Origin of the sequence: Sphingomonas sp. 179-A 2A2 NHS, from assembly GCF_045371305.1 — a bacterium.
Lineage (GTDB): Bacteria > Pseudomonadota > Alphaproteobacteria > Sphingomonadales > Sphingomonadaceae > Sphingomonas.
In genome coordinates this window covers 385,789-408,107 of sequence record NZ_JBIQDE010000003.1, presented here as the reverse complement: position 1 = coordinate 408,107, position 22,319 = coordinate 385,789, and the positions used below count along the sequence as shown (strand labels likewise).

General features: G+C 63.8%; 21 protein-coding genes, 1 tRNA gene and 1 pseudogene. 16 read left to right on the top strand and 7 right to left on the bottom strand.

Features of this window, described 5'->3' with window-relative positions; all coding sequences use genetic code 11:
- Positions 1 to 190: 190 nt before the first annotated feature.
- From cmk to aroA, 3 genes are read right to left on the bottom strand one after another with little or no spacing between them, the layout of a single operon-like run.
- The gene (gene cmk / locus ACH0AE_RS08295) at positions 191 to 814 is read right to left on the bottom strand and encodes a (d)CMP kinase (RefSeq protein ID WP_294444695.1); all 624 of its coding nucleotides are present in this window, start codon (positions 812 to 814) and stop codon (positions 191 to 193) included.
- On the bottom strand, positions 811 to 1,797 hold the full coding sequence (locus ACH0AE_RS08290) for a proline iminopeptidase-family hydrolase (protein ID WP_294444696.1): 987 nt from the start codon (positions 1,795 to 1,797) through the stop codon (positions 811 to 813). Before ACH0AE_RS08290 ends, cmk begins: the two co-directional genes overlap by 4 nt.
- Complete coding sequence (aroA, locus tag ACH0AE_RS08285; protein ID WP_294444697.1) at positions 1,788 to 3,128, bottom strand: 3-phosphoshikimate 1-carboxyvinyltransferase; 1,341 nt, start codon at positions 3,126 to 3,128, stop codon at positions 1,788 to 1,790. Before aroA ends, ACH0AE_RS08290 begins: the two co-directional genes overlap by 10 nt.
- Positions 3,129 to 3,240: 112 nt before the next feature.
- Here aroA and ACH0AE_RS08280 point away from each other — a divergent pair, with 112 nt between their 5' ends.
- Positions 3,241 to 3,561: a TIGR02300 family protein gene (locus ACH0AE_RS08280; RefSeq protein WP_294444698.1), complete on the top strand. Its 321-nt coding sequence runs from the start codon at positions 3,241 to 3,243 to the stop codon at positions 3,559 to 3,561.
- Between the two features lie 79 nt (positions 3,562 to 3,640).
- Positions 3,641 to 3,716: transfer RNA gene (locus ACH0AE_RS08275), tRNA-Ala, on the top strand.
- A gap of 176 nt (positions 3,717 to 3,892) precedes the next feature.
- Here ACH0AE_RS08275 and ACH0AE_RS08270 read toward each other — a convergent pair.
- Positions 3,893 to 6,124 (bottom strand): TonB-dependent receptor, encoded by a 2,232-nt coding sequence (locus tag ACH0AE_RS08270; protein ID WP_294444699.1) that lies wholly within the window; start codon positions 6,122 to 6,124, stop codon positions 3,893 to 3,895.
- Between the two features lie 783 nt (positions 6,125 to 6,907).
- On the opposite strand from ACH0AE_RS08270, the gene ACH0AE_RS08265 reads away from it, so the two are divergent.
- On the top strand, positions 6,908 to 7,756 hold the full coding sequence (locus tag ACH0AE_RS08265) for a hypothetical protein (protein WP_294444700.1): 849 nt from the start codon (positions 6,908 to 6,910) through the stop codon (positions 7,754 to 7,756).
- A 31-nt stretch (positions 7,757 to 7,787) separates the two neighbouring features.
- Here ACH0AE_RS08265 and ACH0AE_RS08260 read toward each other — a convergent pair whose 3' ends face one another.
- The gene (locus ACH0AE_RS08260) at positions 7,788 to 8,381 is read right to left on the bottom strand and encodes a TetR/AcrR family transcriptional regulator (RefSeq protein ID WP_294444701.1); all 594 of its coding nucleotides are present in this window, start codon (positions 8,379 to 8,381) and stop codon (positions 7,788 to 7,790) included.
- 72 nt (positions 8,382 to 8,453) lie between these two features.
- On the opposite strand from ACH0AE_RS08260, the gene bdcA reads away from it, so the two are divergent.
- On the top strand, positions 8,454 to 9,167 hold the full coding sequence (gene bdcA, locus ACH0AE_RS08255) for an SDR family oxidoreductase (protein ID WP_294444702.1): 714 nt from the start codon (positions 8,454 to 8,456) through the stop codon (positions 9,165 to 9,167).
- A 96-nt stretch (positions 9,168 to 9,263) separates the two neighbouring features.
- On the opposite strand, the gene ACH0AE_RS08250 is transcribed toward bdcA, so the two are convergent.
- Entirely contained in the window at positions 9,264 to 9,878 is a 615-nt protein-coding gene (locus ACH0AE_RS08250; RefSeq protein WP_294444703.1) for a HupE/UreJ family protein, read from the bottom strand.
- 245 nt (positions 9,879 to 10,123) lie between these two features.
- Here ACH0AE_RS08250 and ACH0AE_RS08245 point away from each other — a divergent pair, with 245 nt between their 5' ends.
- The 12 genes and pseudogenes from ACH0AE_RS08245 (at position 10,124) to ACH0AE_RS08190 (ending at position 20,400) form a co-directional block, all read left to right on the top strand.
- On the top strand, positions 10,124 to 10,507 hold the full coding sequence (locus ACH0AE_RS08245) for a CrcB family protein (RefSeq protein WP_294444704.1): 384 nt from the start codon (positions 10,124 to 10,126) through the stop codon (positions 10,505 to 10,507).
- A gap of 87 nt (positions 10,508 to 10,594) precedes the next feature.
- Positions 10,595 to 10,966 (top strand): CrcB family protein, encoded by a 372-nt coding sequence (locus tag ACH0AE_RS08240; protein WP_294444705.1) that lies wholly within the window; start codon positions 10,595 to 10,597, stop codon positions 10,964 to 10,966.
- A 273-nt stretch (positions 10,967 to 11,239) separates the two neighbouring features.
- Complete coding sequence (locus ACH0AE_RS08235) at positions 11,240 to 11,542, top strand: urease subunit gamma (protein WP_294444706.1); 303 nt, start codon at positions 11,240 to 11,242, stop codon at positions 11,540 to 11,542.
- 40 nt (positions 11,543 to 11,582) lie between these two features.
- Positions 11,583 to 11,912: pseudogene (locus ACH0AE_RS08230) on the top strand (urease subunit beta); the annotation flags it as partial.
- 136 nt (positions 11,913 to 12,048) lie between these two features.
- The gene (locus ACH0AE_RS08225; protein ID WP_294444707.1) at positions 12,049 to 13,767 is read left to right on the top strand and encodes an urease subunit alpha; all 1,719 of its coding nucleotides are present in this window, start codon (positions 12,049 to 12,051) and stop codon (positions 13,765 to 13,767) included.
- Positions 13,768 to 13,804: 37 nt separating this feature from the next.
- A complete protein-coding gene (locus ACH0AE_RS08220; protein ID WP_406875632.1) occupies positions 13,805 to 14,404 on the top strand; it encodes a hypothetical protein in 600 nt (199 codons plus the stop codon).
- Entirely contained in the window at positions 14,401 to 15,114 is a 714-nt protein-coding gene (locus tag ACH0AE_RS08215; RefSeq protein ID WP_294445110.1) for an urease accessory protein UreF, read from the top strand. Before ACH0AE_RS08220 ends, ACH0AE_RS08215 begins: the two co-directional genes overlap by 4 nt.
- Before the next feature lie 22 nt (positions 15,115 to 15,136).
- Complete coding sequence (gene ureG / locus ACH0AE_RS08210; protein ID WP_294445111.1) at positions 15,137 to 15,796, top strand: urease accessory protein UreG; 660 nt, start codon at positions 15,137 to 15,139, stop codon at positions 15,794 to 15,796.
- A gap of 3 nt (positions 15,797 to 15,799) precedes the next feature.
- A complete protein-coding gene (locus ACH0AE_RS08205; RefSeq protein WP_294445112.1) occupies positions 15,800 to 16,735 on the top strand; it encodes an urease accessory protein UreD in 936 nt (311 codons plus the stop codon).
- A gap of 18 nt (positions 16,736 to 16,753) precedes the next feature.
- On the top strand, positions 16,754 to 17,788 hold the full coding sequence (gene yut / locus ACH0AE_RS08200; protein ID WP_294445113.1) for an urea transporter: 1,035 nt from the start codon (positions 16,754 to 16,756) through the stop codon (positions 17,786 to 17,788).
- 62 nt (positions 17,789 to 17,850) lie between these two features.
- A complete protein-coding gene (locus ACH0AE_RS08195) occupies positions 17,851 to 19,086 on the top strand; it encodes an ammonium transporter (protein ID WP_406875631.1) in 1,236 nt (411 codons plus the stop codon).
- Between the two features lie 78 nt (positions 19,087 to 19,164).
- Positions 19,165 to 20,400, top strand: a complete 1,236-nt coding sequence (locus ACH0AE_RS08190) for an SLC13 family permease (protein WP_406875630.1) — start codon at positions 19,165 to 19,167, stop codon at positions 20,398 to 20,400.
- Between the two features lie 33 nt (positions 20,401 to 20,433).
- Here ACH0AE_RS08190 and ACH0AE_RS08185 read toward each other — a convergent pair whose 3' ends face one another.
- Positions 20,434 to 22,251, bottom strand: a complete 1,818-nt coding sequence (locus ACH0AE_RS08185; RefSeq protein ID WP_406875629.1) for an FUSC family protein — start codon at positions 22,249 to 22,251, stop codon at positions 20,434 to 20,436.
- Positions 22,252 to 22,319: the final 68 nt, after the last annotated feature.

Sequence of the window (22,319 nt, the reverse complement as noted above, 5' to 3'; positions counted from 1 at the left end):
GCCAAGACGCTTGAATGCGAAAAGGGGCGCGAGAGGATCTCCTCTGCGCCGCGCCTCCACGAGCTCCAGCTCGCCGGACGGCGCGCCATACTGCAAAGTGCCTTGCCGAACAAGGAGAATGCCGGTCTGCGCCGATGAAAGCGGTGACGGCCGAAATATGCTTGCGGAACAAGGATGCCGTAGCGGCAGGTCAGGACTGGCGGCGCGCCTCCACCAGCGCGATCGCTTTCTCTACCGCCGCGGCGATCGACAGGAAGCTGGTATCGAGCAGCGCCGCGTCGGTCGCCGGCACCAGCGGTGCGGCGGCGCGTGAGCTGTCGCGCTGGTCCCGCGCGCGGATGTCCGCCAGCACCTGGTCGAACGTCACGCTGGATCCATTGGCCTGAAGCTCGGCATGGCGTCGCCGCGCGCGGATGGTCGGCGTCGCGCGCACGAACAGCTTGGCATCGGCATCCGGCGCGATCACCGTGCCGATGTCACGCCCGTCGAGCACCGCGCCGCCGTCCTGATGGGCAAAGCGCTTCTGGCGCTGGAGCAGCGCCGCACGTACCAGCGGGTGTGCCGAGACGATCGAGGCGAGCTGGCCGATCTCGTCCTCGCGCAGTTCCGGATCGGCCAGCGTCGCATCGTCGAAGCTGCAGGCGGCAACCGCATCGGCTTCCTTGCTCGGATCAAGGCCCATCCGCTTCACTGTCGCGCCGACCGCGCGATAGAGCAGGCCGGTGTCGAGATGCGGCAGGCCATAGTGTTTCGCGAGCGCGCGGGCGATCGTTCCCTTGCCCGATGCAGCGGGCCCATCCACGGCGATAATCATACAAGCCTATCCTGTCGTGCCAGCCATTGGCCCAGGATCGCCCTGGTTTCCTCCGGCCGCTCGGTGAAGAAGCCGTGGGAGCCACCGGGCACCACGGCATATTCGGCGGCCGGAACGCGGCGCGCATAGCGCTCCATCGTGGCCGGTCGCGCCTCGTCGTACTGGCCGCATACGAACAGCGTGCGCCTGCCGTCCAGTCGCGCGAGCAGCGGTTCACCGTCATAATCCTTCAGCGTACCGGTCGAGACGAACTCGCTGTCGCCCCACATCGCGCGGTACAGGGCCGGGTTGAAGCCGCGGCCGGATTGGTCGCGGCGATACGCCTGCAGCGCCGGGCCAGGCGGCGTCCTGCCGTTGTAGCTGGCGTAGAAGTCGCCCGCCGCCGCGTTGCACGTGGCGGGCTGGGGTGCGGGCAGGGGCTTGCAGCGGCGGAGTTCCTGCGCGGTTGCTGCCGGCAAGTCGTCGATCAGCGCATCGGCATCCGCCAGCCAGCTGCGCGTCGCCACCAACGGGCTGGCGAGTGCAAGGCCGGCGAGCGCCTCGGGCCGCTGCGCGCCATACTCCAACGCGACCGTTCCGCCCCAGCTGTGCCCGATCACATGCCATCGCGGCACGTCGAGGTACTCTCTTACGCCATCCAGCTCCTTTACGAACCGAGAGACATGCCAGTTTTGCACGGCATTTGGCTGGTCGGAGCGGCCCGAATCGAGCTGGTCGTACAGGATCACCGCGCGGTCCGATGCCAGCGGCAGCATCTCCAGAAAGGCCGAATGGGTGCCCCCCGGGCCGCCATGAATGAACACGACGGGCGGTTTCGCGGCGATCAGATCACCATTCACGCGCACATAGACGCGCCCGCCCTCCACCGGCACCATCGCTTCGCGCGTCGGCGCCGGATAGGCCGGGAGGAACGCGGCGCGCGCCGGCGCGGCAGCCAGGCAGGTAATCGCGCCGAGGAGGGCGCGCCTGCCGATCACGACCATTCGACGCCGCCGCCGAGTGTGCCGAGCTGCTCGAAAAAGGTCGGAAAACTCGTGCTCACCGGAGCCGCATCATCGATCGAGATCGGCCGGCGCGCGTGCAGTCCGGCGATGGCCATGCTCATCGCGATGCGATGATCCAGCTTCGACGCGATCGTCGCGCCGCCCGCAATCGCCTCCCCACCGCTGCCCTCGATCGTCAGCCCGTCGGGATGCTCCTGTGTCACCACGCCGTTCGCGTCGAGCGCGGCCTTCATCACGGCGATGCGATCGGATTCCTTGACCCGCAACTCCTCCGCGCCGCGCGCTACGGTGGGGCCCTTTGCGAAGGCAGCGGCAACGAACAGGACGGGATATTCGTCGATCATCGACGGCGCGAGATCGGGCGGCACCTCGATCCCGCTCAACGCCGCATGTCGCACGCGCAGGTCCGCCACCGGCTCCCCGCCGACGATGCGCCGGTCTAGCTCGACGATATCGGCGCCCATCATGCGCAACGCGACGAGGAGGCCTGCGCGTGTGGGGTTCAAGCCGACATTCTCGATCACGAGGTCACTGCCCGGGACGATGGACGCTGCCACCATCCAGAAGGCTGCCGACGAGGGATCACCGGGCACCACGATCGATTGCGGCTTCAACTCCGCTTCGCCGGTCAGCGAGATGATCTTGCCGCTGTCGTTCTGCTCCACGCGGATATCGGCGCCGAAACCCGCCAACATGCGCTCGCTATGATCGCGCGTCGCAACCGGCTCGATCACCTTGGTGGTGCCCGGCGTATTGAGTGCGGCGAGCAGGATCGCCGATTTCACCTGCGCCGAGGCGACCGGCAGCTCGTAGGTGATCGGAACGGCCGGACAGATGCCGCGGACCATCAGCGGCAGGCGATCGCCGGACGTCGCGGTGAAGTCTGCGCCCATGGACGCAAGTGGATCGATCACCCGCTTCATCGGCCGGGACGAGAGCGACGCGTCGCCCGTGAACGTGGCGGTGATCGGGTGGCTCGCCACCAGCCCCATCAGCAGCCGGGTCGACGTGCCCGAGTTTCCCATCTCCAGCGCGGACTGCGGCTGAAGCAAGCCGCCGATCCCGACCCCGCTCACCCGCCAAATGCCATCGTCGCCGCGGTTGATCGTGGCGCCCATGGCCCGCATGGCAGCGGCGGTGGCGAGCACATCCTCGCCCTCCAGCAGACCCTCGATCCGGCTTTCGCCGACCGCGAGCGCAGAGAGCATCAGCGCGCGGTGGCTGATCGACTTGTCGCCGGGAATACGGACATGGCCGCGCAGCTGGGAGGCGGCGTGGATGGTGACGGGGCGGGGGAGGGAATGCGACATTGCGCGCCGCGCCTTGCCAGCGGGGTTGTGCTATGGCAATGGCCGCCCCACTTCGCAGACCGGGGCCATCCTCGGCCTGTTGACCCATCCCATCCGAAAGGCACGACGCGGCATGATTAAGCCGGAATGGGGCACGAAGCGGACGTGCCCGAAATGCGCCACGCGTTTCTATGACCTGCAAAAGGAAGACCCGGTTGCCTGCATCGAATGCGGCTACACCTGGATTCCCGAGCCGATCCTGAAGTCCAAGCAGCCGATGCCGTTTGAGGCGGCGAAGTCGGAGAAGGAACCCGACAGCGATCTCGCTGGCGATGACGATGCCGATCTGGTGGCTGACGAGGACGAGGAGCCCAGCGCAGACGACGAAGTCGATCTGGGTGGCGACGACGACCTCGGCGTGGAAGCTCCGACGGACGACGACGAAAATAATTGATCCAGGTGGGCAGGCGGCATGAAATAGCCGCTTGCCACACTCGCAGCGCCCCGCTAGTGGGCGCTTCCCGGACGGGAATGGGGCCGTAGCTCAGCTGGGAGAGCGTCGCAATGGCATTGCGAAGGTCAGGGGTTCGATCCCCCTCGGCTCCACCATTCCAAGTTTCCGCAGATACCGCGGAGCGTCCTGAGGACGGGCCGCATCATGCGGTGCCATCTTCCCTCTTGTGACAGAGCAACGAGTGCATGCTCGCTTTAGCGGGAGCGGACTGTGTGCCACTTGCCTTGAGTTGGCCGATCAGCGCCGTTTCACCCGCTGATCTGCCTCTACGCTAGAACTCCTTTGCTACCCGTACGATCACCTCTCGCGGTTCGGCGGGATAGCCGATCGTTCCGACACTGCCGGTGTTGTAGCGGCGGTCGGTAAGATTGGTCGCCGCCAGCGTGACATTCCAGCCGCGATATTGAACGCCAGCCTGCATGTTGAGCGCAGACGCGTTGGTGACGCGATGCTGCGGCTCATTGCACAACGCAATGTTGTAGGGGGAGGCGCCGCTGTAGTCGGCGCCAACCCGGACCTGCGCTTCCCCCACCGGGCGCGTAACGCTCGCGCGCACCTGATAGCGGAACGAAGGCGTGAAACGCAGATCGAGATCGCGCTCATTCGCGATGAATGCGGTGCAGCCCGGGCTGGACGCCAAGCGCGTGAAGCGATCGGCCAGCGTCGCGATCCAGCCGCCGAACTCGACGCCGGGCAGCGGGTGTGCGGTCCATTCCACCTCCAGACCCTGGATCTCCGCATCCCCTACGTTCTGGCGGAAGATGTCGGGGGGACCTGCCGTAACCCGCGAAGCGGAGAAGGCGATATTGGTATAGTCGCTGACGAAAAAGCCCGCGTTGATGCGCAGGCGTCGATCGAACCAGTCGGATTTGACGCCTGCCTCATAGGTCCAGACGGTTTCCGGAGCGATCGGGCCCTGCCGATTGAGCACGAAGTCGATGTTGCGGGCGCGGCCATCGAAACTGCCGCTGCGGAAGCCCTTGGTGACTGAGCCATAGAGCAGGGCCGCATTCTTGCCGTCGACAAGCTTGTAGTCGATCGCGAGGCGCGGCGAGACATCTGTCCAGCGGTCGGCAATCCGACGGCTTGCGGCCCTGCCGTCCGGAAGCGCCAACACTTCATCGGGCGCCGACAGAAAGCGGACTGCATACCGCTTGCGCTCATTTGTATAACGCAGGCCGGCGGTGAGGTTGGCGCGCGCGCCGAGCGCCATCGTCGCCGAGCCGAAAACCGAATAGCTGTGCGTGTCCAGCCGAGGTTCGTAGGGTGACCAGTTGCCGCTAACACCGGGCGAACGCGAGGGCGCGTTGAAGAAATCCCGATTGCGGAAGCGCGCGGCGGTGCCGACAGGTGTCGCGAGGCTGACCGCGGTCAGCTGATCATTATGCTCGTTGAAATAGAAGGCGCCGGCGAGCCATTCGAGGCGCCCGTCGAGGGCGGTGCCGGCGAACTGCAGTTCCTGGCTGAAGCTGTGTTGCCGCTGATCCTGCAACAGGATGACATTGCTTCCAATGCCAGGCGGATTGGCCGTCTGGTCGAAGCCGATTTCCGATCGCAGGCTACGATAGGCGGTGATCGACGACACCTTCACAGTGCCCAGGCGGTAGTCAGCGTGCAGCGACGCGCCACCATAGTCGGTGCGGTTCAGCGGATCGGTGTCGGCCGATTCGAACTGGTCGATGTTGCCGCCGGTGGTGTCGAATTGGTTGGTGTAGCGTCCAGGGATCGCGGGATCGGCGAGGAAGCGTTGGGGGAAGCGGGGGCTTGAGCGGTCGCGGGTCAGGTCGACCGCGGCGTAGAGCGAGAGGTCCGCGATCGGCTCCCACAGCAGGGACATTCGCCCACCCAGCAGATCCTGGGTGTTGACGCGCGCATCATTGGTGAGATTGCGACCCCAGCCGCTCTGGTTGCGCGAAAGGCCGGATACCCGCACCGCGACTTTTGACGTCAGCGGCAGGTTGATCGCTGCTCGGGCGTCGAGCCGGCCGTAAGTGCCGACCGTCACATCAGCGTTGCCACCAACCCCGTCAAAGGACGGGCGCTTCGTCACCAGCTTGATCGCGCCGCCGCTGGTGTTGCGGCCGTACAGCGTGCCTTGCGGTCCGCGCAGCACCTCGATCCGTTCGATGTCGATGAGGTCGAACAGCGAGCCCGTCGAACGTGGGAAGATCACGTCATCGACATAGATGCCGACGGGCGGATCGTTGGTGAAGATCGAGTCGCCCTCGCCAATGCCGCGAAGGAAGATGAGCGCGCCCGAACTCGTGCCGAAGTTGCGCGCCAGATACAGATTGGGGACAGATGCGCCGATCCGGTCGAGGTTTGACATTGCCTCTTCCTCGATCCGCGCATCGGAGATCGCGGTTACGGCAAGCGGCACGTCCTGCACGCTTTGTTCGCGGCGTTGAGCGGTGACGACGATGTCGCCGACACCTTGGCGCTCAGGTAGCGGTGTCTCCTGTGCAACGACCGGAGCGCTGGTGACGCCCGCTAGAATCACCATCGCTCGCTTCACATTTGCCTCCCGTTCGTGCGGGCGCAGCATGAGGAGCCCGGCGCGCCCGCTACGGAGGGGATGCTGGCCGGTCAAGCGAGTGTGCAAGCAGTGCGGAATCGCTCCCGCCGGAAAGCGTTGCTCTTTATCGATCAAGCGATGGGGGGTGTTTCTAGATGCCAAGACCTCGTAAGTTTCACCTGCGCATCGCAATTGCGGAGAAACACTTTCGTCGCAAGGCACAAGCTCCTGCTTTTATTTCGCGCCATCTTCTGCATGCTGCACGCGATTGGCGGAGAAAGCGGAAGGGTTGCGGACGTGCTGGATCTATACGGCAACCATGTCATCACTGCGTCGCGGACGGCCGTCGATCATTATGACCGGGCGCTTGTCCTGATGCGGCGCTACGAAGGGGATCCGCTGGCAGCGCTCGACGCGGCACTTGCTGAAGACCCCTACTCTCAATGGCGTGGGCAGTTCGGGCGGAACTGTTGCTGCAGCAGACCGATCGCACGCTGGTCGCGGAAGCGCGACGATCGATCGCGCGGGGCAGGGCCTGTGCGGGCGACGCGACCGAGGCCGCGCACCTTGATGCTGGGCGGATGGTCGGATAATTTCTGCACTGAACGGGTTTGTCGGCATCGTTCGCGACAATCCGAATGATATGGCTGCGTTACAGACAGCGCACCTCGGGTATTTCTTTGTTGGCGACGCCGAGGCGCTGCGCGATCTTCCTCGTCATGTCCTGGAAACGCACCGGAGCATTCGGAGGGACGCGCGGCAGTCCTTGGCATGGCGGCGTTCGGACTGGAAGAAACCGGCGACTATAGCGCGGCGGAAGTGCTCGGGCATGAAGCCGTGGCGCGGGATCCGCGCGACGCCTGGGCAGTTCACGCGATTGCCCAAGTGTATGAGATGCGCGGTGACACCGACGCCGGGCTGAACTGGCTGAATGCCAGCGCTAGCGTGCTCTCTCCTGACAACGGGCTCATGTATCACAATTGGTGGCATCTTGCGCTGCTGCACCTTGATCGTGACGATCATCGCGCCGCGCTGGATGTTTATGACACGAAGGTACGGCCAGATCCGGCGAGTGACGTGGTCCTGGAGTGGATTGACGCGTCGGCACTGCTGTGGCGGCTGCACCTTGACTGCGTCGACACTGGCAACCGTTTCGCTCTGCTTGCTGATCGATGGGAGCGCGCTGTCGATGACCGCATTTACGCCTTCAACGATTTGCATGCCACCATGGCTTTTCTCGGCGCAAATCGGATGGAGCAGGCGCGGCGGAGCATACGAGCGCTGGAGGCAACTGCGACGGAACCGATTGATAATGGCGTCATGGCCCGAACGATCGCTTTGCCTCTGGCCACCGGCTTCCTAGCATTTGCCGAGGAGCGGTTCGACGCAGCGCTTGATGCAATCGGTGCCGATCTTCCAATCGCTCAAGGGTTTGGTGGATCGCACGCGCAACGCGACGTTCTGGAGCTGACGGCGCTTCACGCCGCGCTCCGGGCAGGCCGTCGCGAAGCGGCGCGCCGCCTCGCAGAAGGGCGGCTCCGTCGCCGCCCGCAAAGCATTTGGGCCAGGCGCCTAATGCTGCGCGCCGCCGCGTTGGACGCCGCGGGCAAGGGATGTTGATCGGACGCACTGACCTTGAGCGCGCGTCGGATCAGTCGGCGAGCGCCTGACGGATTGCTGCACTCGCAAGCTTCGCAGTGGACAGTAGCTGTTCCAACCCGTGGCCATTGCGCGCCTTTGCCGACATTCCGGACATGGTGGTGCTGACAAAATCGGCGACGCTGTCAGCCTGCTGGGGATGGCGCCGCGCGATATACTCCCGGAGACCTGCTTCGGCCGCGACATTGCGGCTGCAGGCGGCGGCGCGCGCATCCGGATCGTTGCAGCGCGTTCCCTCTATGACAAGGCAGCCGGCCGCTTCCGCATCGCCGGCGTAGCGGCGTGCCGCCTCTTCCAGCAGCGACGACAGAGCATCGGCCACCGGCCTATCCGCGGTGAGGATTTCGGCAAACGGGATGGCGCCGGTCTCGGTCCAGCGATCGAGAACGCGGTTGTATAGCCCCGCCTTGCTGCCGAAGGCTGCGTAGAAGCTCGGCGGCTTGATTCCGAGCGCGTCAGTCACTTCCGCCACGCCGACCGCGTCGTACCCGCGAGTATGGAATAGCTGCTGCGCCGTCGCTACCGCTTCCTCGGGGTCGAAGCGGCGCGGCCGGCCCCGGCGCTGCTTCTTTTCTGTATCAATCACTACATAATCCTTGACGCAGCGTCTCGAGAGGTTATGTAGCTACCACTATATAAAACCTCAAGGTGAACAGTGATGCCAGGATATCATGGGAAATCTGTGCTCGTGCTCGGCGGAAGCCGCGGGATCGGCGCGGCGATCGTACGGCGCTTCGTCGCTGATGGCGCGACGGTGACTTTCACTTACTCCGGCTCGCCACAGGCCGCGCAGGATCTTGCGGCGGAAACGGGAGCGACGGCGGTACAGGCGGATAGCGCAGATCGCGATACGGTGATCGCGACGGTGCGTGACGCTGGTCCGATCGACGTGCTGGTGGTGAATTCTGGCATCGCAATCTTCGGTGACGCCCTAGAGCAGGATCCGGACGCGATCGACCGTCTGCTGCGCATCAATGTGCACGCGCCTTATCACGCATCCGTCGAAGCGGCGCGTCAGATGCCGGAAGGCGGGCGCATCATCATCATCGGGTCGGTGAACGGTGACCGTATGCCGGTGCCGGGCATGGCTGCGTACGCGCTCAGCAAATCCGCGCTTCAGGGCTTGGCGCGCGGCTTGGCCCGTGATTTCGGGCCACGCGGCATTACCATCAACGTGGTGCAACCCGGACCGATCGACACCGATGCGAACCCGGCAGACGGACCGATGAGCGATCTCCTGCACAGCTTCATGGCCATCAAGCGCCACGGCCGGTCCGAGGAAGTGGCCGGCATGGTCGCGTGGCTGGCCGGCCCGGAGGCAGGTTTCGTTACGGGTGCGATGCACACGATCGATGGCGCGTTCGGCGCCTGATGAACATGACGCGATTGTCCCCCCAGGCGCGGTGCTTGGGGGGATGATCACGTTGGTACAAGGCTGCTGCCACCCGCCTTCGGACAGCGAACGCGGTCAGGCCATACCCGTGAGGAATCCGACGCCAACGACCGCCGCCAGCGTGCCGACGGGTCGAAGCAGGCTGCTGCCAGCTCTGCGCGCAACGATGCCAAGAGCATAAGCTGAGGCAATGCCGATCGTGATCAGCAGCGCGGTCCCAAGCATGAACCCGGCTCCATAGGATAGCGCCCCACCGCCTGCGGGCGTTTCTGCGCCATGGGCAAATCCGTGGAAGACGGCGAAGAGCCCGACCGCTGCTGCAGCCACGGCGACCGGCGTCTTGACGTTGAGCGCCACAGCAGCTCCGAGCGCGATCACTGAGACAGCGATGCCTGTTTCGATGGCTGTGGTGCCTGGCGCAGCAAAACCGAGAAAGCCGCCCAGCGCCATGGCGCCAAGAAACGAGAGCGGCAGCAACCATAGCGCCCGGCCGCCGAGTTGGTAGGCGAACATCCCCACCAGCATCATCGCCAGAAGATGGTCGAGCCCCGTGAAGGGATGCAGGATGCCGTGGACGACGCCGGCCACTTCATGACCGGGATGGGCAAGAGCAGTTCCAGGGAGCACGAGCAGGGCGAGCCCCAGCATGCGCATCAGGCTTTTCAGGGTCTTGGATGTGTCTCGAGTCATCCTTCTCGCTCCATCATTCCCATGGCTCCCCGATGGCTCAAATGACGAAGAGTCGTGGGAAAGTAGATCAGGAATAATACTATGGTGCCAGCGTACAGACTGAGCGCTACTTTGGTGATGAGCACGATTGCCTAAGCAAACTGGTTCTGGGCGGACGCTGAGGCTTTGATCTGACGCGCCGATGACCGTTGGTAAGCCGACGATCCCCGGGAAAATACGGGTGCGTAACGCGAAAGCGGGTGACTATGCTGTTATCGGACGTCGCATTGGTCGCCCTGGGTGGAGGCGTGGGCTCGCTTCTGCGATGGGGCGTCGGAAAGCTGGTCCCCGGGTCAGGCGGCATTCCTTGGTCCACCATCATCATCAATATCACGGGCGCTTTTGCGATCGGCTACCTCTCCGTGCTGTTTTCCGTCGAATGGCATGACCGATACGGCAGCTTCCTGAAGTCCGCGATCCTGACCGGCGTTCTTGGTGGCTACACGACGTTCAGCACCATGGAGCTCGATACCGTAAAGATGTTTCGCGCCGGCAATGCGGTAAAGGCTGCCTTCTACATCATCGGGCAACTCGCACTTGGCGTGGCGGTGGCGGGCCTCGGCGCAGAATTGGCCCGTGGCGGTGCTTAGTAAGGCCGCTGAGCAAAGGCGATCCGGCCGTAGCAGGGTCCCACGTCTCGGACGAAGGAGGCCGGTATAATGCGTGCAGTAGCTCTGGTGTTCATCGGCGGTGCTGTCGGCGCGGTGATCAGGGAATTGCTGATGCTCAGCGTGCCAACCGCGAAGGACGGGTTCGTGTGGTCGATCTTCGTCGCTAACATCGTGGCAGCATTCATTCTCGGCATGGTGACGGCGCTGCATTCCCGCAAGGCGCTCGGGACCGATGCCAATCTGATGCTTGGAACGGGGCTGACCGGTGGTATGTCGACCTTCTCGAGCCTGGTTTATGCCACCTTCGTTTTGCTCGCGGGGTCGGCGGTCGGGGCAGGCCTTCTCTACATCGGCGCAAATCTAATCGTGGGCTTTGCGTTGGCGCTTGCCGGCCTCAAATTCGGCCGGTCGATCGGGCGCAGGGGGCGCTCGGCCTGAGCAGGCGGCCGGAAGCCTCCCATCATCGCCGCTTTCTCGTGCCGTGCCTTTAAGTTCCTTTGCTCGTCTGGGTGAGCAAATCGGTTCCTGGGCCTGCATCCCCGCGCGTTCTCCGCTGCCTGTCGAGATAAGCACCGGACCTACGTAGTTATCACAGATGGCACGGTTTATCCCATGCAGTACTGTTGCAGATGACAACACTTGATCCTGACGCCGCATCTTGCGCGGGAGGACGCGCGGAACCGTGAGATAATAAGAATTCAGAGGTTGGTCATGCATCTGACGCCGCGAGAAACCGACAAGCTGCTCATCTACATGATGTCCATGGTAGCGCAGCGCCGCAAGGACGCGGGGCTGAAGCTCAACCATCCCGAGGCCGTCTCGCTGATCGCGGCTGCCGCGCTCGACAGTGCGCGCGCGGGCAAGACGGTGGAGGAGGTGATGGAGCTGGCCCGCAAGACCATCACCACGAGCGACGTGATGGACGGCGTGGTCGACATGATCCCCTATGTCCAGGTCGAGGCGGTCTTCACCGACGGCAGCCGGCTCGTGACCGTCCACAATCCGATTCAATAGGCCCGTCCAAAAGGCCCATCCAGCAGGAAGGACGCGCGTGATGGCGGCTAAGACAGATCCCAAGACGCAGACTGCGCCCGTCGGCGGGCTCATCCTCGCAGCGGGCGAGATCGAGATCAACGCCGGTTGCCCGACCACCACGATCAAGGTGCGCAACACCGGTGACCGGCCGATCCAGGTGGGATCGCATTTCCACTTCTTCGAGGTGAACGCCGCGCTGGAATTCCCGCGCGAGCAGGCGTTCGGGCAGCGGCTGAACATTCCGGCGACTACCGCCGTCCGGTTCGAACCTGGCGACGAGCGCGAGGTGGTGCTGATCCCGTTCCAGGGCCGGCAGCGTGCGATCGGCTTCAACGGCTTGGTCAACGGCTGGGTCGGAAACGAGAGCTACGACGCCTTCCGACCGCGGCTCGCCGACGCAAAGGAGCGGATCGCGCGCTACGGTTTCAAGGACAAGCCGTAAGCATGCCGATCCCTTCGCCCCCTCCAGAACAGGCAGCTGAACCATGGCGAACATCTCCCGGCGTCAATATGCCGACCTGTACGGCCCGACCACCGGCGACAAGATCCGGCTGGGTGACACGGACCTGTATATCGAGATCGAGCAGGACCTGCGCGTCTATGGCGAAGAGGCCGTTTATGGCGGCGGCAAGACGCTGCGCGATGGCATGGGGTTCGACAATGAACTGACCAGCGTCGGTGGTGCTCCCGACCTCGTCATCACCAACGTCACCATCGTCGATGCGGTGCAGGGGATCATCAAGGCGGACGTGGGCATCAAGAACGGCCTGATCTGCGGCATCGGCAAGGCGGGCAATCCGTCGATCATGCCCAATGTGACGCCGTCGCTGGCACTGGGACCGGGGACCGACGCGATTTCGGGCGAGCATCTGATCCTGACTGCGGGCGGCATCGACGCGCACGTCCATTTCATCTCCCCGCAACAGGCGCAGGCGGCGCTCAGCAACGGCATCACCACGCTGTTCGGCGGCGGCATCGGGCCGACTGACGGCACCAACGGCACGACGATCACGCCCGGCACCTGGAACATCGAGGCGATGCTGCGGTCCTTTGATGGCTGGCCGGTCAATGCCGGCGTGCTGGGCAAGGGCAATTGTTCGAGCCCCGGGCCGATCGAGGAGCAACTCGTCGCCGGCGCGATGGGGCTGAAGATCCACGAGGATTGGGGATCGACGCCGATGGCGATCCGAACCGCGCTGGGTGTCGCCGACCGGTTCGACGTGCAGGTTTGCATCCACACCGACACGCTGAACGAGGCAGGTTTCGTCGAGAACACCATCGCTGCCTTCGAAGGGCGCACGATCCACACCTATCACACCGAGGGGGCGGGCGGTGGCCACGCGCCCGACATCATCCGCGTGGCGGGACAGCCCAATGTGCTGCCGAGTTCGACCAACCCGACGCTGCCCTATGGCATCAATTCGCAGGCCGAACTCTTCGACATGACGATGATCTGCCACAATCTCAGCCCCAAGATCCCGACCGACGTGTCGTTCGCCGAAAGCCGCGTGCGGCCGGAGACGATCGCGGCGGAAAACGTGCTGCATGATCTGGGTGCGATCTCGATTATCTCCAGCGACAGCCAGGCGATGGGGCGGGTCGGAGAATCCTGGCTGCGAGCCGTCCAGATGGCGCATCTGATGAAAGCGCGGCGCGGGGCCTATGCGGGCGACACGTCGAACAACGACAATCAGCGCGTGCTCCGCTTCGTCGCCAAGGTGACGATCAACCCCGCGATCGCGCAGGGGGTGAGCCAGATCATCGGATCGGTCGAGGTCGGCAAGATGGCGGACCTAGTATTGTGGTCGCCCGCCTTCTTCGGCGCCAAGCCCAAAATGGTGATCAAGGGCGGGTTCATTTCCTGGGCGCTGATGGGCGACCCGAACGCATCGCTGCCGACGCCGCAGCCAGTGACCTATCGTCCGATGTTCGGCCAGATGGGATCGGCGCTGGCGCAAACTCGGGTCACCTTCACCTCGCGTGCCGCGATCGAGGACGGGATCATCGAGCGGTATGACCTGCAGTCACAGGTGATGCCGGTGTACGCAACCCGCACGATCGGCAAGTCGAGCATGGTGCGCAACAATGCGCTGCCCGTCATCGAGGTGAACCCGGAGACGTTCGCCGTGACGGTGGATGGCACCCACGCGACGATCGAGCCGGCGCAATCGCTGCCTTTGACGCAACTGCACTTCTTCAGCTGACCGCGAGAACAGAGATCGACGCCAATCGGAGAGAATGATGATCCTGGTGGAAAAGACGCTCGGCAATGTCAGGGATCAGGGGTGGGAGGGTGCGAGTGTCGAGGATCTCGTTCTCGAACAATGGGAAGCGCCGAAGAGCCGGCTGCGCAAGAACACGCCGAGCGGGATCGAACTGGCCATCTCGCTTCCGCGCTCAGAGCATCTGCACGACGGCGACGTCCTCTACCATGATCCCGACAATCGGCGGATCGTCGTCGCCCGAATCCCGCTGAAGGAAGTGATGGTCATTGACCTCGACCTGCCGACGCTGATGCCGCAGTCGGAGATGCTGCGGCTGGTGTTCGAACTGGGCCATGCGCTCGGCAACCAGCATTGGCCCGCCGTCATCAAGGGGCAGACAATTTACGTGCCGCTGTCAGTCGACCGGAAGGTCATGCTGTCGGTGATGAAGACCCATGCGTTCCAGCATGCGTCAATCCGCTTCGAACCGGGCGAGGCGGTCGCGCAGCGCCTGGAGCCGAGCGAGATCCGGCTGCTGTTCGGCGGCGCCGACGCCACCCCGCACCATCATCATGGTAACGGCCAGGCCCAGGGTCAGGCAAAGGGTCAGACGCAGGGGCAGGGCATGGCCCTATGAACGTCGCGGCGCAGGCGATCGGGCCCGATGTGGGTCGCCTTGCGCGCTTGTTGCAATTTGCCGATTCCACCCTGCCGGTCGGTGCCTTCTCCTTTTCGCAAGGGCTGGAATCCGCGGTCCAGCTGCACATCGTCACCGACGGCGACAGCCTCAGGGATTACCTGACGCTCATTCTGCGCCAGGCCGCCTATATGGATGGCATCGCGTTGCTCCATGCCTGCCGCGCGGCGGCGTGCGGCGATTATGCGGCGCTGCTGGCCGCCGACAGCGCGCTGTGGATCCGCCGGGTCGGCGAGGAGCAGCAGATGATGCTGGCGCGGATGGGCAAGAAGTTCGCCGAGCTGGCGTCCGCCATCGCGCCATCGCCGCTGCTGGCCCGCTGGCTGGACGATATACGCGGCAATGGGACGCCCGGATGCCTGCCGGTGGCGCAGGGGATTGTGCTCACCGGCCTCGGCGCGCATAAGGCGGAGGCGTTCGCGGTCCACCAATATGGGCTGGCGTCGATGATCCTGAACGCCGCGCTTCGGTTGATGCGGATCGACCATGTCGCGACGCAGCGGCTGCTGTTCGACGCACAAGCCGCCACCCACGACCATTACCGCGCCGTGCAGGCGCTGGAGCTCGAGGAGATGTCGAGCTTCGCCCCCGTGTTCGAAGTCGTCGTCGCCCACCACACCAGGACGCACCTGCGCCTGTTCATGAACTGACCTGTCCAACCAGGAGCAACCGATGAAGAAGATCACGCGCATTGGCATCGGGGGGCCGGTCGGTTCCGGCAAGACCGCGGTGATCGAGACGATCACGCCGCGCCTGATCGAGCGCGGTGTCCGGCCGCTCATTATCACCAATGACGTGGTGACCACCGAGGATGCCAAGCAGGTCCGGCGCACGCTGAACGGCATCCTGATCGAGGAAAAGATCGTCGGCGTCGAAACCGGCGCCTGCCCGCACACTGCGGTGCGCGAGGATCCGTCGATGAACATCGCCGCGGTCGAGGAACTGGAGGGGCGCTATCCAGACAGCGACGTCGTGCTGATCGAATCCGGGGGCGACAATCTGACCCTGACGTTCAGCCCGGCGCTCGCCGATTTCTACATCTACGTCATCGATGTCGCGGCGGGCGACAAGATCCCGCGCAAGAACGGCGCCGGCGTCTGCCAGTCGGACATCCTGGTGATCAACAAGATCGACCTGGCGCCCTATGTCGACGCCAGCCTTGAAGTGATGGACCGCGATTCACGCCTGATGCGCGGGACCAAGCCGTTCGTCTTCACCAATTGCAAGACCGGCGAGGGCGTCGAGACGCTGATGGACATGATCATGGACATGGCGCTGTTCGACGTGCGGCCGCCCTCAACGGAGCCAGCGATGGTGGGGGCGCAGGGCTAGCCGATGGCGCTTCACGAGCAACTGGCGCGGATCGACCGCTACCGGGAACTCGCAGGGTTCCAGACCGAGCCGGCGCAAATGCGCGCTGCGGGCCCGGGCAAGATCGGCGAATTGCGGCTCGGCTTTTCACTGCGCAACGGCCGCTCCGTGCTGCACGACCTGTACCGGGCAGCGCCGCTGCTGGTGCAGCAGGCGCTCTATTGGGACGAGGCGATGCCGGAACTGCCGATCGTCTCGGTGATCTCAGTCGGCGGCGGCATCCTTCAGGGCGACCGCTATCATGTCGCGATTGACGTCGGGGAAGGAGCGTGCGCGCACGTCACCTCGCAAGGCGCGAACCGCATCCACCAGATGGACGCGAATTACGCCTCGCAGCATCAGGAGATACGCGCGGCGGCGGGATCCTATCTCGAATATCTGCCGAACTTCACCATCCCCTATCGCACCTCACGCTTCGTCAGCGAGACCGAGATCATCGCCGATGAGAGCGCGACCGTGCTCTACGCCGAGATGGCGATGACCGGGCGCAAGCATCACAATGCAATGGAGCGGTTCGGCTTCGACCTTTTGTCGATGCGGGTGCGCGCGCGGCGCCCGGACGGGCGGCTGCTGTTCGCCGAGAAGCTGCTGATCGAACAGGGCAACGACACGCTCGACCTTCCCGCCGTGGCGCGGGGCTATGACGCCTTTGCCAATGTCCTGTGCCTGACGCCGCCCGAGACGGCGGCGCGGATCGACCAACGGATCACGATCAACGCTGCGCCGGGCCATCCCCGCGCCATGTCGGGTGTGTCGCGGCTGCCCAATGGCGCGGGTCTCATGTTCCGGGCGGTCGGGGTGGAAAGCTATGACGTGCGGGCGGAGGTGAAGCGCTTCTGGACCGTGGTGCGCGAAGAGGCGCGGGGGCGAACCCTGCCCGAAGACTTCCTGTGGCAGTGACATCCTGAGGGAATGATCATGCGAGGTGAGAACGGCAATTTCATCACAGTCTGCCTGAAGGGCGCCTCGCAGGTCTTCTTCATGGAGAATGTGATCACGGGCGCGCTGTTCCTCGTTGCGATCTTCTATGCCGCCGTGATGAGCCAGTCGCTCGCGACATTCATTGGCGCGCTCGTCGGCGTCGTCGTTGCCAGCGCTGTCGCCTACATGCTCAATTTCGACGCAAGCTCGCGCGCCTCGGGCCTGTTCGGCTTCAACGGCATCCTCATCGGCATCGCTCTGCCGACATTCGTCGCACCGTCGCCCGAGTTGTGGCTGTACATCATCGTTGGCGCAGCCTTCACCACTGTCGTGACCGCCGCCTTCGCTGCGACCCTCACCAAGAGTTGGGGCGTCCCCGGATCGACTGGTCCGTTCGTGTTGATTGCCTGGTTGATGCTTGCCGGCGCTTATTCCTTCGGGTCCCTCCACATATTGAGCGAAACACAGAAGCTCGCGACCGATTACCAGCTTGGCGCGGTATCGCTGCCCGGGCCGGTGGAGGCGGGGGAGATCTTTTTCCGCAACATCGGCCAGGTCTTTCTGCTGGGCAGCTGGATCTCGGGCGCGATCATATTGCTCGGCATCTTCATCGCCTCCCGTCCTGCCGGTATCGCGGCGGTGGGCGGATCGCTTCTTGCGATGGGGACGGCGTTCGTGATGCGGGCAGATCCCAGCTTGGTGTCGCAGGGGCTGTACGGTTTCAGCCCGGTACTGACTGCAATGGCGTTGAGCGTGGTTTTCGTTCAGCCATCAGCGATGGTGATCGCTTACGCTGCGCTGGGCGTCATCGTGACGGTGATCCTGCAGGCGGCGTTCGACCTGATCCTCGCGCCGATCGGGCTGCCATCCTACACCGCGGCCTATGTGCTGACGATGTACCTGTTCATCGCGCCGCGCAAATTCGCGCCGCCTCATCCGCACAAGCCCGTGGCCGAGCATGCGCTCAAGCCAGCCGATCATGGACCGGCCAATCTCACTTCAATTTCCGCGGCCAAGAAACCCAGTCGGTAGGCGGTTAGCCGACCGAAGATGAAAGCTCCTGCCTGAGCCAATTACCCTGAGAGGAAGCGCTGATGAGAGGAATCGAACCGGGCGATACCGCCTTTCTGCTAGCCTGCACTGCGCTTGTCCTCATGATGACGCCCGCATTGGCGCTGTTCTATGGGGGGCTTGTGAGGGAACGCAACGTTCTGTCCGTCATGATCCAGAACTTCGTCTGCATCGGCGTGGTCGGGATCATCTGGGTATTTGGCGGCTTCAGCCTTGCCTTTGGCCCGTCGATCGGCGGCTTCATCGGCGATATCCGTACCTATTTCGGCATGCATGAGGTGGGTGTGGCGGCCGATCCCACCTATGCGGCGAACGTCCCGTTTATCCTGGTGTTCGGTTACCAGATGATGTTCGCGATCATCACGCCGGCGCTTATAACAGGCGCGTTCGTCGGCCGGATGCGGTTCGGCCCCTTCCTGTGGTTTGTCGCGCTGTGGACAATCTTCGTCTATCTGCCAGTAGCGCACTGGATCTGGGGCGGCGGTTTCCTGTCGCAGCTGGGCGTCGTCGATTTTGCTGGCGGGATCGTGATCCATGCCTCGGCCGGCGCGTCCGCGCTGGTGACCGCCATCTATCTTGGGCGCCGGCCAACCGGTGACAGCGGGCCGGTTCCGGCCAGCCTGCCGTTGGTCGCGCTAGGCGCAGGTCTGTTGTGGTTCGGATGGTTCGGCTTCAATGCGGGCGGCGCCTATGCCGCCGACGGCCTTGCGGCTTATGCCTTCACCAACACCATGCTTGCCGGAGCGATGGCGATGCTGGTGTGGATGTTCTGGGAGTGGCGGGAAGCCGGGCACCCGACATTCTCCGGTGTGCTGGTCGGGTCAGTGACGGGTCTTGCCACGATCACCCCCGCATCGGGATATGTTGAGCCAATGTCGGCGCTGCTGATCGGCGCGATCGGCGCTACCTGCTGTTATTTCGCCAAGTACATCCAATCGTGGTTGAAGGCGGAGGACACGCTGGAGGTGTTCCGCGCGCATGGAATTGGCGGAATCACCGGCTCGCTGTTGATTGGCGTATTGGCGAGCCCCGCGATCAATGCCGTCGCGGCAGGAGGCCGGCAGCTGTCGGTTCAAGCAATCGCGGTGGCGGTCGTCGTCATCTACGCCGTGATCGTCACCACCATCATCCTGTTCCTGCTTGACAAGCTGAGCAAGCTGCGCGTGCCGGTGGAGGTCCAGCGCGAGGGCCTGGACGAGTCGTTCTACGGAGAAAGCGCCTACAGCCTGTGGGGCATGAAGGCGGGGAAGCCGGACTGAGCCGCCGCTCCGGGGGCCGTGACGCAGCACCGGCCGCCTGCATTTTCCTTCTCCCGCCTGGGTTGGATCGCCTCTGCGATGGAACTGACGCTCGTCATCTTCTTCCTCGTCTACCTCGCCATGGGGCTGGGCTCGCTTCCCTTCTTCCGGGTGGGGCGGACCGGCGCTGCAGTTATCGGCGGCATGGCAATGTTGACGATCGGGAGCATCACGCCGCGACAGGCCTGGAATGCGATCGACTATTCCACCATGGGGATGTTGTTCGGCCTCATGGTAGTCTCAGCCGCGTTTGTGGTCTCCGGCTTCTACGGCTGGCTGGCGAGCAAGGCAGCAAGCTCCAACGTGTCGGAGCGCGCTTTGCTGGCCATCCTGATCGTCGTCGGCGGCGTCATGGCCGCCTTTCTGACCAATGACGTCGTCGCGGTATCGATGTGCCCGTTGTTGCTGTCGATAACCTTGGCAAGGGGATTGAACCCGGTTCCGTTTCTCCTCGGGTTCTGTTTCGCCGCCAATACCGGAGCGGCCGGCACGATCATCGGCAGCCCGCAGAATATCATCGCGGCGCAGAAACTGAACTTGTCATTCGCCGGCATGTCCGCAATCACCGCCATCCCGGCGCTGATGTCGCTGCCGGTAATCTGGCTTGTGATCACCTTTCTGTACCGCAATCGGTGGAAACTGGCTGCTCCAGCCGGCAGCGGCGAGGATGCCGGCCAGGCGCCGGCGCCGCCACCGTTCTCGCTTGGTGAGACACTGAAGGCCGCGTTCACCGCGATCATCGTCGTGTTCGCCTTCATCTTCAGCGATTGGCCGCGCGAGACCGTTGCTTTGACCGCGGCGGGCTTTCTTCTGCTCAGCAGGCGGATCTCTTCAAAATCACTGCTACATGAGGTGGATGGCGAACTCATCCTCCTCATCATGGGGCTCTTCATCGTCAACGCCGGGCTCGCTGCGACGGGGCTGCCACAGCATCTGGTGACCGGCCTTGCGGCGGAGGGGATTGACCTAAACAATCCGCCGATCCTCTTCCTGATCAGCAGCGTCATCAGCGATCTGGTCGGGAACAATCCAGCTGTGATGATGCTCGTGCCTTATCTTCATTCCGAAGGGGACGCGAATTACCTGGGTGCGGCACTGTCGCTCGGCACGCACTTTTCCAGCAATCTGGTCGTGTTCGGCAGTCTGGCAGGGATCATCATGGTCGAACAGGCGAAGGACCGCGGGGTGAGGATTTCCGCTACCGAATTCTCCAAGGCAGGAGCTTTGGTCACGGGGGCTACGATGATCATCGCGATTATCTGGCTGATGATCTGAATGGGACGCACCGCATTCACTGCGCCGCCGGCATCAACCGGAACGCCGTTCCCTTTCGATGGCGTCCAGCATCCGCGACAGGATCACTGCCGATGATCCTGCCTGTCCATCCTTTTCCAGTGTTTGAGCGGAGGCCGTTTCGGCGGGGTTCGGAACGGGGTGGCCGCTGGTTGAGCCGTTCGCTGCCGTGGCTCGCAGACGGCGGCTCAGAGCAAGCAGTGCGCCCCTCTGCTGCTCGTTCGGCTCCTTGGTGCGGAAAGTGCGCTCCAGCTGATGGGCAGCATAGGCCATGACATAGGCCTCGCGCAGAACATCGCGCCCGGCGGTCATCATGTTCCCGACGGACCATGTGCTCCGGAGCGGGCCAATAGTGGTCAGAACTGCGCCCACATTGCGGTCCACCGCTGCGGCATTGCGCGCGAGTGATCTTCCGCGATCCTGCTTTCCGACGTCCGAAATCGCCTCGAGGAGGTCTGCAAGTGCGATAAGCAGCGCGTTAATGGCCTTCGCAATTTGCTGGTGCAGGCTGATCGGGAACAGGAGCAGCGCGACGAGGGCGCCTGATCCGACGCCGATCGCGGTTTCCTGGAGACGAAGGACAAGCAGCTCTGGCGTGAAGATGCCGATCAAGCCGTAAATCAGGGACAGCGAGATGGTGAGAAACAGGCTCATCGCGACGTAGGAAACTCGCGCCACGAAGAAGGTAATGAAAACGGAGATCGCGAGCGCTGCACTGAGCCACAGGAGATGATTGTGCGTCAGCGTGGCGAGTATGATGCCGATGACGATGCCGATTGCAGTTCCCCAGGCTCGATCGAAGCCACGTACGGCCACCGCCGCGCCGGATTGCGCATTGTTGAAGATCATGAACGCGCTGATCACAGCCCAGAACCAGCGCTCAGACGAGATTGCTTCGCCTAATAGAGCGGCTATCGCGCAGGCGAGGGTCACCTGAAGAGCGCGGCGCAGGGTTTGGTCCCGCAGCCATTCCCCGCGCTTCGGGAACCAGTCTGCTTTTGTGACGGGCGTGTCATTGCCCACGGATGACGGGAAACTTGCGGGAAGGGCGGCAAGCCCGGCTTGCAAAGCAGTCTCTGCCTTCAGCACCTCGCTGATTGCTGCGTCGGTTCGGGGTCGCGCTTGCCGGTTCTCAGCTTGCTGTCGCGACGCCTCGTGGATCAGCGTTTCGGCCGCGACCTGGAGGTCGAGCAGCCTGAGCGCGATGGTCGTCTCGCTGTCGTCAAGTCCGGGATTCTCGAGAGGAAGGGCGGATTCGCAGGCCCTGATCTCTGCGCTGAGGGCGGTCATCACGAGCCGCAGGTCCGAGGCTCGCGGCTCAGCCCTCCCGACAGCGTGAACTAACTTTCTGAGCTTCTGCGATACTGAGAGGGCCGCGCTGACAAGGCGCCTGAATTCCAGCGCCGGCCTATCGGGCACGACGACATTGCGGACCAGGTGGACGACAACGCCGGAGATCAGCAGCGCGCTCGCAACCGTCCACAAATCGCGCTCGTCCTCCCGTAGATAGGAAGCGATAACGGCGCACATGAATGTGAAGGTTCCAACGCCCCGCCATCGCACGCCGAACCGAGCCGCATAGCTGGCAGCGAACGCGATCATCACGAGGACCATGTTGATTTGTTCCAGGGAACCGTGAACCGCGGTGATGGTGACGATGGCGGCGAAAGCCGATAAAGCGGCACAGATGCGGGTGATTGCGCGCGCTGAAGCCGAGCTATCGTTGACCTGCAGAGCGCCTTGCATGGTCGCGATGAGTGCCAGGACGAAAGCTGGCCGCGGCATCGGGTACCACCTCCCGATGAGCGACAGGATGCCGCAAACGAGCGCCATGCAACGATCATGCCGCTCGAAAGCCGAAGCGCGAAAAGCGCTGGATCCGCGCCGAGAACCAAGAATTT

Bases quoted from the DNA above. Each gene is read 5' to 3' on its own strand.
- ACH0AE_RS08280 (WP_294444698.1), top strand. From the start codon at position 3,241: ATGATTAAGCCGGAATGGGGCACGAAGCGGACGTGCCCGAAATGCGCC.
- ACH0AE_RS08215 (WP_294445110.1), top strand. From the start codon at position 14,401: ATGAACGTCGCGGCGCAGGCGATCGGGCCCGATGTGGGTCGCCTTGCG.
- ACH0AE_RS08245 (WP_294444704.1), top strand. From the start codon at position 10,124: ATGCTGTTATCGGACGTCGCATTGGTCGCCCTGGGTGGAGGCGTGGGC.
- ACH0AE_RS08290 (WP_294444696.1), bottom strand. From the start codon at position 1,797: ATGGTCGTGATCGGCAGGCGCGCCCTCCTCGGCGCGATTACCTGCCTG.
- ACH0AE_RS08270 (WP_294444699.1), bottom strand. From the start codon at position 6,124: ATGGTGATTCTAGCGGGCGTCACCAGCGCTCCGGTCGTTGCACAGGAG.
- ACH0AE_RS08185 (WP_406875629.1), bottom strand. From the start codon at position 22,251: ATGGCGCTCGTTTGCGGCATCCTGTCGCTCATCGGGAGGTGGTACCCG.
- ACH0AE_RS08195 (WP_406875631.1), top strand. From the start codon at position 17,851: ATGAGAGGAATCGAACCGGGCGATACCGCCTTTCTGCTAGCCTGCACT.
- ACH0AE_RS08250 (WP_294444703.1), bottom strand. From the start codon at position 9,878: ATGACTCGAGACACATCCAAGACCCTGAAAAGCCTGATGCGCATGCTG.
- bdcA (WP_294444702.1), top strand. From the start codon at position 8,454: ATGCCAGGATATCATGGGAAATCTGTGCTCGTGCTCGGCGGAAGCCGC.
- ureG (WP_294445111.1), top strand. From the start codon at position 15,137: ATGAAGAAGATCACGCGCATTGGCATCGGGGGGCCGGTCGGTTCCGGC.
- ACH0AE_RS08190 (WP_406875630.1), top strand. From the start codon at position 19,165: ATGGAACTGACGCTCGTCATCTTCTTCCTCGTCTACCTCGCCATGGGG.
- ACH0AE_RS08265 (WP_294444700.1), top strand. From the start codon at position 6,908: ATGGCGGCGTTCGGACTGGAAGAAACCGGCGACTATAGCGCGGCGGAA.
- aroA (WP_294444697.1), bottom strand. From the start codon at position 3,128: ATGTCGCATTCCCTCCCCCGCCCCGTCACCATCCACGCCGCCTCCCAG.
- ACH0AE_RS08235 (WP_294444706.1), top strand. From the start codon at position 11,240: ATGCATCTGACGCCGCGAGAAACCGACAAGCTGCTCATCTACATGATG.
- ACH0AE_RS08225 (WP_294444707.1), top strand. From the start codon at position 12,049: ATGGCGAACATCTCCCGGCGTCAATATGCCGACCTGTACGGCCCGACC.
- ACH0AE_RS08205 (WP_294445112.1), top strand. From the start codon at position 15,800: ATGGCGCTTCACGAGCAACTGGCGCGGATCGACCGCTACCGGGAACTC.
- yut (WP_294445113.1), top strand. From the start codon at position 16,754: ATGCGAGGTGAGAACGGCAATTTCATCACAGTCTGCCTGAAGGGCGCC.
- cmk (WP_294444695.1), bottom strand. From the start codon at position 814: ATGATTATCGCCGTGGATGGGCCCGCTGCATCGGGCAAGGGAACGATC.
- ACH0AE_RS08220 (WP_406875632.1), top strand. From the start codon at position 13,805: ATGATCCTGGTGGAAAAGACGCTCGGCAATGTCAGGGATCAGGGGTGG.